The sequence below is a fragment of the Aeromonas sp. Y318-1 genome, assembly GCF_027706125.1.
GTDB classification, from domain to species: Bacteria; Pseudomonadota; Gammaproteobacteria; order Enterobacterales; family Aeromonadaceae; genus Aeromonas; species Aeromonas hydrophila.
This window is the reverse complement of record NZ_JAPDCM010000006.1, coordinates 291,358-301,388: the sequence shown is the minus strand read 5'-3', so window position 1 is coordinate 301,388 and position 10,031 is coordinate 291,358. Positions and strand designations below refer to the sequence as shown.

9 protein-coding genes and 2 pseudogenes are annotated in these 10,031 nt (G+C 43.8%); 7 read left to right on the top strand and 4 right to left on the bottom strand.

Features of this window, described 5'->3' with window-relative positions:
• Positions 1-106: 106 nt before the first annotated feature.
• Complete coding sequence (locus OKB87_RS11655) at positions 107-1,918, top strand: hypothetical protein (RefSeq protein ID WP_270827516.1); 1,812 nt, start codon at positions 107-109, stop codon at positions 1,916-1,918.
• Positions 1,919-1,925: 7 nt separating this feature from the next.
• On the opposite strand, the gene OKB87_RS11650 is transcribed toward OKB87_RS11655, so the two are convergent.
• Complete coding sequence (locus OKB87_RS11650) at positions 1,926-2,081, bottom strand: hypothetical protein (protein WP_429076822.1); 156 nt, start codon at positions 2,079-2,081, stop codon at positions 1,926-1,928.
• A gap of 644 nt (positions 2,082-2,725) precedes the next feature.
• On the opposite strand from OKB87_RS11650, the pseudogene OKB87_RS11645 reads away from it, so the two are divergent.
• Positions 2,726-3,052: pseudogene (locus OKB87_RS11645) on the top strand (IS3 family transposase); the annotation flags it as partial.
• Between the two features lie 649 nt (positions 3,053-3,701).
• Positions 3,702-4,328, top strand: a complete 627-nt coding sequence (locus OKB87_RS11640) for a heme-binding beta-barrel domain-containing protein (protein ID WP_270827514.1) — start codon at positions 3,702-3,704, stop codon at positions 4,326-4,328.
• 57 nt (positions 4,329-4,385) lie between these two features.
• Here the strand turns inward: OKB87_RS11640 and OKB87_RS11635 are convergent, their stop codons facing one another.
• From OKB87_RS11635 to OKB87_RS11625, 3 genes are all read right to left on the bottom strand, one after another.
• Positions 4,386-4,838, bottom strand: coding sequence for a DUF6979 family protein (locus tag OKB87_RS11635; RefSeq protein WP_270827513.1), 453 nt, complete (start codon positions 4,836-4,838; stop codon positions 4,386-4,388).
• A gap of 1,672 nt (positions 4,839-6,510) precedes the next feature.
• A complete protein-coding gene (locus OKB87_RS11630; RefSeq protein WP_270827512.1) occupies positions 6,511-6,894 on the bottom strand; it encodes a hypothetical protein in 384 nt (127 codons plus the stop codon).
• Between the two features lie 15 nt (positions 6,895-6,909).
• Complete coding sequence (locus OKB87_RS11625) at positions 6,910-7,137, bottom strand: hypothetical protein (protein WP_270827511.1); 228 nt, start codon at positions 7,135-7,137, stop codon at positions 6,910-6,912.
• A 163-nt stretch (positions 7,138-7,300) separates the two neighbouring features.
• On the opposite strand from OKB87_RS11625, the gene OKB87_RS23670 reads away from it, so the two are divergent.
• The 4 genes and pseudogenes from OKB87_RS23670 (at position 7,301) to OKB87_RS11610 (ending at position 10,031) form a co-directional block, all read left to right on the top strand.
• Positions 7,301-7,432, top strand: coding sequence for a group II intron maturase-specific domain-containing protein (locus tag OKB87_RS23670; protein WP_429076825.1), 132 nt, complete (start codon positions 7,301-7,303; stop codon positions 7,430-7,432).
• 334 nt (positions 7,433-7,766) lie between these two features.
• A pseudogene (locus tag OKB87_RS11620) lies at positions 7,767-8,314 on the top strand (IS110 family transposase); the annotation flags it as partial.
• A 581-nt stretch (positions 8,315-8,895) separates the two neighbouring features.
• Positions 8,896-9,459 (top strand): hypothetical protein, encoded by a 564-nt coding sequence (locus OKB87_RS11615; protein ID WP_270827510.1) that lies wholly within the window; start codon positions 8,896-8,898, stop codon positions 9,457-9,459.
• A 95-nt stretch (positions 9,460-9,554) separates the two neighbouring features.
• On the top strand, positions 9,555-10,031 hold the full coding sequence (locus OKB87_RS11610; protein WP_270827509.1) for a hypothetical protein: 477 nt from the start codon (positions 9,555-9,557) through the stop codon (positions 10,029-10,031).

Sequence of the window (10,031 nt, the reverse complement as noted above, 5' to 3'; positions counted from 1 at the left end):
CTCATGATGAACCCTGTTCCATGGCTCCAGATGACAAACATGATCTCATATCAGGGACTTGTTCGCACCTTCCCTAGCCAAGCCTGGTGAGGATATTCTGGGTACCTTGTATGTGACTGTGTCAGAGTCGGCTAATCAGGCGCCGACGATTAGCAACGGCAAATACAATTACAGCGCGCCAGCTAACACCAATCCCGCGATTGTGACCTTCCAAGGTGTGACGCTGGATTTGGCTAATCTTAAAAACTTGGCGATTGCTGACCCTGAAGGGAAAGGATGGCAGCTTATCGAGGTGCAGAGTTACTCGGCTTCTGTTGTGTCAGCGGCGCCCAATGATGTGACCAACAAGAAGTTCACGTTCCAGGCTGGCACCGTAGGCGAACACATCGTGAGTTATATTGTGGGTGACCACGAGGGTGGTTATCGGATGGGGCTGATGAGTGTCACGGTTGGCGCCAAGGAGCAGGCAAAGACTTGGGGTGACATTGACCTCGTCGCATCCAGTCTGCGAGTATACGGGCCACCACTATACAGCGAGCTCAAAGGCTCGGTAGGCGCGCAGCTCGGCGCATTTGTGGAGCCGGTATGGGATACCACTGGTACTGGCAATACCGGTAATACCCTTGGGGCAGCCGGTAATTTGGCAGCCACTGCATATTGCAGCGGCAAGCGCCTGCCAAAACTGGCTGATTTGGAGGCACTGCGCAATGATGCAGGGGTTGCAGCTGAGCGAGCAAAATATCCCCAGAGTCGTCCTTATCTGATATCGGATACGGCGGGTACGGCCTTTCAGACCTATAACCTGAGCACCGGCGCTACCGCTGCCTACACGCCAGGCGTGACACTTAATCCGTATGTTATCTGTGTCAGTGACCACGGTTTGAGCTATGTAGCGACGCCCAACACCCCCTTTACTGGCATGACCAACACAGTGGTATCGGATGGTTCGTGGTACCCGGTGGGAACGGTCACTTCTGGTGGCGGTACCACGTCAGCGAGCCCAACGTTGTTTGGCACGCCAACCAACGCAGGCACAGGCTCCTTGGGAGCACCGAATTTTAGATTGAACCCTGGTAGTTGTACTGGCGATACCTGCGTATTGGAAGCTAACGGTGCAGCTAACGAGTACGGTAGCGCAACGGCGCAAATTGCCAATGGGGTGATAACGGCGAAGACACTGACGGTGCCTGTCACATTTTTGCAGAATGCCAAAGTCACGGCAGCAAGCGTGACGACTGACAATGCTAATGCCGATAATAGTGATAGTAATGTGATTACATTGATGTTGAAGGACTACGCTGGAAATGATGTGCCAGTTGGCACGCAAATTAAACTCAATTACACCTATCTGACGAGTCCCATTTTTCCCATACCAAGTGCCACTTTGCCGCCAGTAATTACTCCCGAGCCTGGGACATCAGTCACTGTGAGCACCAGCGGGATGGTTGCAATAAATATAAAGTATAGCTTACCAGGTACAGTGACCTTGGTTAATCCGGCAGTGGTGAGTGGATTATCAACGACCTCAACGACCTCAACGACCTCAACAAGCGTGACATTTAAAACACCTTACATAGTAGATTCGAGTTCTCCAAGTGTACTATTAAAGACTTGGTCGGAAGCGATGACATACTGCCAAAATTTGGTGCCTTCGGCTCGTCTGCCAAGTGACCTAGAATTACAGCAGATATTTCTTGATTCAACTTCTGCTACGAAAATTGGTCAGGTTAATTATGACATGTGTTCTCATCATGGCTGGCCACTTAGTGGCAACCATTGTAATGGATCAAGTAATTTTTACTGGACTCAGACTAGCTACAGTGTTGGTACCCATGCTGTTGTCATCATGTCTTCAGGTGAAGTTAATATGGCCGGCTTCTCCGACACCAGTAAAGCTCTAGTTTCGTGTGTTAACTAACCACCATTTATGGTCTACTAAATCCGGACTTTTGGTTAGGCAGAATTTCGACTGCTGCTGGCGGTATCTCATCATGGTGTTGTTGTGGATGCCGCCAGTTCTTGTAATCCAGATATCCCGCTTCGCTTTTCGTAAGCTCATGTTGCCCGGTGTTGGTAGCCATGTTAGATATCCTGAGGGCTCATGCAACATCAGTTATAGGCCGCCTGCGCTTGGATATTTGTTTTACAGCTGCTATTTTGAATTTTTTCTTGATAACGCTGACGAGTTATAACGCTTTCAATAATTGCCTCATTTTAAGGTTGTAAGATATTTAGGGCGTCATAGTGATTTGCTGGGATATAATTTTCTAATTAATACTGGAGCTACATGTCTATCATAGCTAGTCCGATTTTGCCGCGTTACTTGCAAGTGGCGCACTGGTTGTATGAACAGCAGCGAGCGGTTAGTGCACGTGAGGCTGCAGATGTATTTAGCGTTTCATCTTGGTCCATAGAGCGTGATTTTGCCAAGATCCGAGCCCTATCTGGCATCGTGTTATTTGATGAACTACGAGTACCAAGTCAAGGTGGGCTGCAATATCAGTTGCGAGTCCTGCGTCTCTTTCCTTACTGGCTTGACGAGTACCAGCAAGCTCATCTGCAATTCACCAGTTCTAGGGACGTCAACACTTCTCTCACATGGCGAGACTTACTCTGTTGTCCTTGGCATCAATTGGTTGAACGATATCAACGACATATTGACGGTTGATATAGATTGGTCCCTTAAAGATCCAAAAATGAACTTAAGCTATGCTACAACGAGAGGATAGTCGACGTGTTAATAGGCACCGAGTGTCGTCGGCACCGTATTCCAAAAGAAAAGTCACCATTGTGCAGCAGACTTTTGAGTCCGAGATGACAGTCTGTCATGTTGTTCGCTTGCTCGATGTCAACGCCAACCAACATTTTAAATGGCACAAAGAATTCCTGGAATGGTCTCTCACTGATGCTGAGGATGTTTTCCTGCTTAGCTGCCATCAAGCTGATCCGAGGATTCGGGTAGAAGACCACGCATAATGAAATCCTCAAAGGCGCTATGGAGTATGGTCGAGCAAAGAATGAATTTGGTTTGGCCCTTGCTGTCGGCGGACGATGTGATTGTCGTCTAATAATCTGTTGAGATGGTTAAGGCTACTGGATATTACGTCAGACTAGATGAGTGTGACGTAATATGGTGAGACTATGAGTGGCTATCGAGGCTTCGCTACCAGATTGTCTCAGATGCTAGCTAGTAAAATATAGTGGTTTTATGGTGGAAGGACGCAAGGGTAAACGAAATAAAAAATACCACGGGGCATCGTGATTTTTGCAAGGTGCATAACTAGCACTCGTAAGAGTATTCCAATATTAGCTGATTGCGCTAAGTAGGGGCGTTTATCACATTACCACATAATGGAGTTAAAGAATACGAGATTATATTTATATCGCTTTAAGAGTGACTATAGGCATAGTCATTTAGAGAGTAACGCCACTAAGCTTTTTAAATCATAAATCAAACAGAGTTTGCTACTAATAAAAATGGTTTTTTAAATTTAATAAAATGTTAATATAAATAATTATGCATTTTTAAATATATATATTTGCTTTAGGTCAAAGTCTGTTTTTTTTGATTGAAAAAAACAGGCTTCCCCTCACAAATGTAGATGTTTTTATATTTTGTTAATTGACTGAGTACATCGATGTAGTTAAGTTTTTATATGCATGCAAACACAGCTCAATCATAAGTTCATAACGGGGGTTTTATGAAGTTAAATATTTTTTCTGTTGTTTTACTGGTAAGTTCATCTTTAGCGCACGCTGAGGCTAACACCACTATTAATGGTTTGGACTTTGGGCCTCTCTCACAGTTGGTTGGAACGTGGAAAAGTGTTGAAAGTGGTGGTGTTGACGTCGCACCAGGGAAAGAAGGAAGCTCTGCAGGAAAGGGCAATCCTGCTGTCGAACCATTTTATGAAACTATTACTTTTGAGCCTGCAGCTGATGCACAAAATGCAAGTGATCAATATTTGGTTGCTATGTATTACAAGCAGGAGGTATTCAGAAAGCGTGACAATGGAAAGTTCCATGATCAGCGTGGTTATCTGATATATGATAAGAAAAATGAGATGATTTATAATGCATATTGCATCCCTCGAGCTGTGTGTGTCGTGACGGAAGGAAAGGCTGGCAAAAAAATTGACTTTAAAACAGGCAAGCGTGGTATTGCGGAAAGTAGTTACATGACAAAAAATGATTCGACAACTGACTTTGTAATGTCGCTGGATTTTACTGAGGAAAATACGCTTAAATATAGCCAGACAACAAATTTACAAGTGTATGGGAAACCCTTCGCACATAGTGATAGTGGTTCTTTAAAAAAAATTAAATAAAATAACAAAAATAGCAACCAAGGCTATGGTAGCCTTGGTTGCTATTTAATGGTATATTTAAATTTTATTATTATTCAATTTTAAGTTTCTGATGGGATGGTTGACAGTTAATATGTTTGCATACCAAAGGGTGAGAACGACATCCATCTGATTATTATGCTTTATAGCTTTTTCCATTTCGCAATAGCGTATTATTTCTGACCATAAGTCATCTGGATTAATTGGCGTTGATATGTCTTTTTGGGATAGGATACTTAGGGCTATCGTAACATACTTTCTTGTTTTTTTTGCGGAATTATAAGCTATAGGCATGACACAACTTACGACGCCCATGCTACAAAGTGTCAGGAAAGTAACCTTTGGGTTATTTTTAAATTTTTTTACTGTCAAATCTGATCCAAACGCTTCGGATATCGCAGTGTCCCATGCGGTTATATGGTCACAGTTATTTTTAGCCATTAGGTATACCGCTCTGAGGGCTACACCACCATATTTTCCATAGATTATCATAAAACCTCCATTTTCTTTTATAATAACTTTTATGAATGATATTGTAATGGCTGGATTATCGATTGTTGTTATCGAAGTCCTCAATTCATGAATTTATTTATTTATTTATTTATTTGACGGGTGGGGTTTTTGAGAGAATGAATACTATATCAATGGAAGGTGATGTCCCTGAGCGATTGAGAGGGTATGATGGAGGTTGTTGAGATTTATCACTTAATAACATCCATCATTGTTCACGGTCCTGCGCTCCCTAAAAAAATGCCCTAAAGAAAGTTACTTCCGAAAAGGTTGTGCTGGATGGTGTCACGCTTATCTGTGAAATAGATGAGTCAATGTCGCTAACAACAATAGTCGATATTGGTTGTGGTATATTTTTGAGACTAACGACTGTCTGCGGTTCATGCTGCGATGAAATATACCGTAAATTGTGCTAAGTCTGTTTCCCCTTTTTTGCTTGGTTTTACCACTAGTGATGATTTGGGATGCTATGCCAGATATATACCGAGCAGGATAAATCTGACTGGGAAATCTCAACACATGCATTGCATGCAACAACCTAGCACTCAAAATACGTTAGTAAAACCATCTCTCTGTTGAGCTCAACGAGAAAAATATCGGCGTTTTTATCGAAAAGAACCACTTCTACTGATTGAAGGCACTGCCTCATTTTTGCGCTTATGTTCAAGATTCTGTTTTGGGCAGTGGTAACTATCTATGAACACCGTAGCGCTGCAATATATTAAAAGTGATAGAACCGTGAAACAGATTATTTTTATTGTGGTGTTTTTTTGTAACTTGTTGAAAAATATTGATATTTATAATACATCAATGATTTACTGTCGTATCAAGAATGGATGTTGAAACTCATGCACAATGTGACTCGAAAATTTTTCATTAGCAATGATGAGCGAGTTAATTATTGTGATAAGAATAAAAAGACATTTTTTTTCCATAATTTCAATTTTCATTGTTTTGATTCAAAGGATTATTCATCGGAATAGTGATGATATATACTCTTTGGAGTTGTCAATGAGTGATCTTATATTGGTGCGTGATGGACTCAGGCAGATAGATAAAGGAGTAAGAGTGGTTTGTGATTGTTGTGGGAAATCTTCAATGGCTCAAAATACCTCATTGCATACACGAGACAGAATATGCCAACAGATAGATGATTGTCTTATTCGGTTAAAATTAACAAGAAATAATCTTGATAAAGATAAATATATTGCATTGCGTACAATCAAGAGGATTGACTGTGAACTTAATAAATATGATATATAAATACTCTTGTTTATGCAGTGCTAGTTATCACTGAGCATTTACAGGATATTAAGCGTGAGTCCCTTTAAAATGCTAGGGCTTCCTTTCAAGGTTTATCTTAATCGCTTCACCGAGTTGAATCATACAATATCGTTCGCCCTTTGATACGTAAGTGTTTAGCCAGTAGAGGGGAAGCCATGAGTAAGATGGCAGACTGGGTCTGCCCGTTTGGCTGTAGGTCAATTAATTTAGGAAAGCTGCCTATTAGCTTGCAACTTTAGCTCGTAATGGATCAAAAAGCTATATAAGCTCAGTCCTTTGGAATTACTTATTTTCTTGCGAGTTATAATACCGAACATACTGGACCATGCCTCTTTCCTTCGGTAGTTATAGTATTTTTGAAAACAGCTACTTAGACGATAGAAGAGACTGTGACTATTGCGAGCACTTTGTCTTTTCTATCATAGTTAAAATGGCTTTGGATTAATTTAATATATTGTTCCTGATTAGTGCTTTCAACTATCACACCATTTTCAATTATTTTAAGTCGAATTGCTGATGTCTTTCCAAATGAAGTTAAGGTGTAGGTCACGGAGGTATTGATGGAGTTAATATTAAATGTCGGTGAAGCATTAGATGATATAGACTGCGTTGTTTCAGTTATGACCATAGGAGGGGTTAGCGGAACCTTGCCTGACCAAGAGAAAACGCCAGCCATATCTTTTGAACTAACATGAAAAGGCAGTGCTATTAAGATAGCAAGTGATAGTGTCTGTAGTTTTTTCTTATGCATCATTCACTCCTTTGATTTTTATTGGTTCAAGCGAAGGGCTGTTAGTAACCGTAGCTTATAAAATAAAAATAATAAAGTGATGTTTTCGTTGGGCTTGATTGGGGGTCGTTTGGGGTGCATTGGGAAGGGGTAAGTAAATGCGACATTGTTTCCTAAATCCGCTATCAGGCAGTCACCTCCTTGAGTTGGGTGCCAATTGAGCTTCTCGGCTTTAGCAGGCAGGGCGAGGTCGGTCAGTTTGTCCATGGCATTTCTCGGAGGGGTTAGATCTCCTTTGCCAAAATGTGCGTAAGTGCGGTGGAAAGCGACTATTCAAACCAGCAAAGAAAAGTATGAATCGCTGTTTGACAAGGTCAGATAAATCATCGAGGGCAACGCGAGTGTCACACTAGCAGTGTTGATACACTGACTGAGCCCGATCATTCCTGGATGGGCTTCGTATCATCGCCACGTCTTGGCAAAAGCGATCTTCTCGATGATTGACTCGCATATTTGGCTCAGACTCTGGAAGCTTGCGTGCCTTAGGCACCCTGCGAAGTGAGCCTAGTGGATTAAAGCACGTTACTTCCTGAGCGATGGATATCGCTCTTGGGACTTTGCTACGAGGGGGGGGGGAGAATTGCATCCGTGGTGTTCAGCTCTTCCTATCTGCGACGGTCATGTTCCAGCGCCATATCAAGAACCGGGGATTGGCTATTACATTTGATCCGGCTTGGAACATCTACTTTACTCGCCGTCGAACCACGAAACGTTCCGTCAAGCTGCCCGGTGCCTTCAATAGCGCTGACGTAATGGCTTGAGCTTGATGCTGAGGGGGCGGCGTCGCAGTAATGCGTCGCTGCTACCCTACCAATTACATAGCTTGGATCAACATGGGCAAGACAGCCCCTAAGCGACAGTTGAAGCGGGATTTGATGCTCTCACTCTTTTGTAGTTTTTCTCCTAACCATGGCATGGAGACATGTGACAGTGCCTATTACAGGGCCAATAAACAGCAAAGGCTGGGGCATTCTGTCAAGTTGATGCTACCGCAGTTCGTTAAGCCCTATATGAAGACCAATAAGAACGATGCTGCTGATGCCGAAGCTATTTGTAAAGTGGTGACTCGGCCCACCATGCGATCCGCGCCGATAAAGAGCTGCGAACAGTTGGCCATCCTAGTCTTGTATCGCGCCCAACAAGGCTTCATCAAGGCCAGGACCGCTCAAGCCAACCAGAGCCGGGGACAGTTGGCGAACGGTTAAGGCATCCCCCATATTGGCAAGCATGTACCCGAATTGCGGGGGGATTGTGGAAAAGGCTTGCCAGGAACGTTTCGCCATTTGTTAATGCGACTCCATGAGTGCTGCAAGGTGTTCGACAAGCAGTCTATGAATCGGAGGGGGCGAGCGTTCGCTGGCATAAGGACAGTGCAGCCAGCAAAAATTCCTCCACTGGCGTTGTATGCGTATTCCGGCGAAGTTGAACAGCCATTTCCTGGAGCCAGTGAGCGAATACCATCAGGAATAGATGGCTACAGCCCCGATAGAAATCCAAATCAAGTGTTGCAATCTCCACCTGACTCACTTCTATGGATTGAGGTCTTGAAAAAAAGAGACGATTGAGGCTATTTTTATTAATCAAGGTTGGAAGATTTAAAAACTCAGTACGTCTTTTTGTGACTCAGGTCACGTTTCTTTGAATATAAAAATACTGTTGAAAATATACTCTGCACAGTAAATCAACTATTGATGTTCGAATTAATTGCATTGAATATAAAAATCAATGTGTTAGCGCCTTAATTATTTTACTATTTCATTATTTTCGTTTTTTATTAATCTTTATTTATAACCCCAAAACCTGAGCTGGACCTTAATATAGCGCCATCGGTTCACCGCCCATTGTTACACCTCGGGTAGTTGCACTGATAAACATCCTGTAAGTGGCATGTTTTGATTATCACATTTTTTGCCATTTGCGTGTAATAGCTGGCGCTAAAAGCCCAGATTTCATTTTGGAGTATTTATGAAAAAAGCAATGATTGCTGTCGCCCTGCTGGGCACCATGGGGTTGGTTGGTACTGCGTCCGCGATTGATGCATCCCAGACTTTCACATGGTCTGGCACTGTGCCTGCTGCCCCGACCTCAAATGGTTGGGTTATTGCCCAGCCTACTGGTGCTGCCATTACTAATGGTATTTTGACCTTTACCACTGACGCTGCAGGTAAAGGCGTCCTGACCGGCTCTACCGAATTGCGTTTCAATGTGTTTGAAGAGTTGGTAGCAACTCCGGGCGCCCCTGATACCGGTAAGCCGGCTACAGCATACGACTACAAGCTGATTAGCCTGGCGGTCAACAGTGCAGGTCTGGCGGCGGAGCAGGATGCCAATGGTTACTTCGCCATTCAGTCCTCCAATAACGGTATTACTGAGCCGATGGTCAAAAATACTGTCTCTGCCACCAATGCCACTCAAGTGACTGGTGAAACCATTCTTTCTGTCATCAAAGGTGCTGGGGTTTCTAATCAGCCAAGCGCGGGTGACTCCGTTGACGTGCAGGCTTCTATTGTAGTTGAAAACGCAGCGTAATATTGCTGTGGGGAGGCTGCCATGGGTGGCCTCCCCTTTTTGTTTTCTATTCAGGTTTGCATTGATGTGCTGAGTATGACTCGAGCGAGGTCTCTATGCGTGGAGTTGTTTTAATTGGCGCGCTGTTTTTGTTGTGTACAAATGCGGTGGCCGTACCGCAAGAAAGAATATTGGATGTCTCGGTTAATATCGTGGCAAACCAGGCGTCAGCCCAGCTAGAAATTATTTCCCCTCGTACTGATTTTTTAGTGGTTTATGTATCTTCGCTGCGCACATTTCAGCCTCTGGATATCCCGTTTACCGTATCCACGGTGGATGGTGACCCTCACAATTACGACCTGACGCTGGCCCAGTTGAGTGGGCAATGCGCACTATCAGGTGGGGTAGTCACTCCATTAACACCGTCGGCTCGTCTTGATGGGCAACCGTTTAGTGCCCTTTCTCCTGGTAGCGGCAGCGCGGCCCCAGAGCAGGCGCATGTACTGACACTGACGTTTCCCAATATCTCTCAGGCTGCAGCGTCCCAAGCATGTGACGGGGTCGTCGCAGTGGTCGCGGCGGTGACTCTCTAA

Excerpts from the sequence above, each read along its gene's own strand:
- OKB87_RS11650 (WP_429076822.1), bottom strand. The coding sequence starts at position 2,081 with ATGGCTACCAACACCGGGCAACATGAGCTTACGAAAAGCGAAGCGGGA.
- OKB87_RS11640 (WP_270827514.1), top strand. The coding sequence starts at position 3,702 with ATGAAGTTAAATATTTTTTCTGTTGTTTTACTGGTAAGTTCATCTTTA.
- OKB87_RS11635 (WP_270827513.1), bottom strand. The coding sequence starts at position 4,838 with ATGATAATCTATGGAAAATATGGTGGTGTAGCCCTCAGAGCGGTATAC.
- OKB87_RS11630 (WP_270827512.1), bottom strand. The coding sequence starts at position 6,894 with ATGATGCATAAGAAAAAACTACAGACACTATCACTTGCTATCTTAATA.
- OKB87_RS11625 (WP_270827511.1), bottom strand. The coding sequence starts at position 7,137 with ATGGACAAACTGACCGACCTCGCCCTGCCTGCTAAAGCCGAGAAGCTC.
- OKB87_RS11615 (WP_270827510.1), top strand. The coding sequence starts at position 8,896 with ATGAAAAAAGCAATGATTGCTGTCGCCCTGCTGGGCACCATGGGGTTG.
- OKB87_RS11610 (WP_270827509.1), top strand. The coding sequence starts at position 9,555 with ATGCGTGGAGTTGTTTTAATTGGCGCGCTGTTTTTGTTGTGTACAAAT.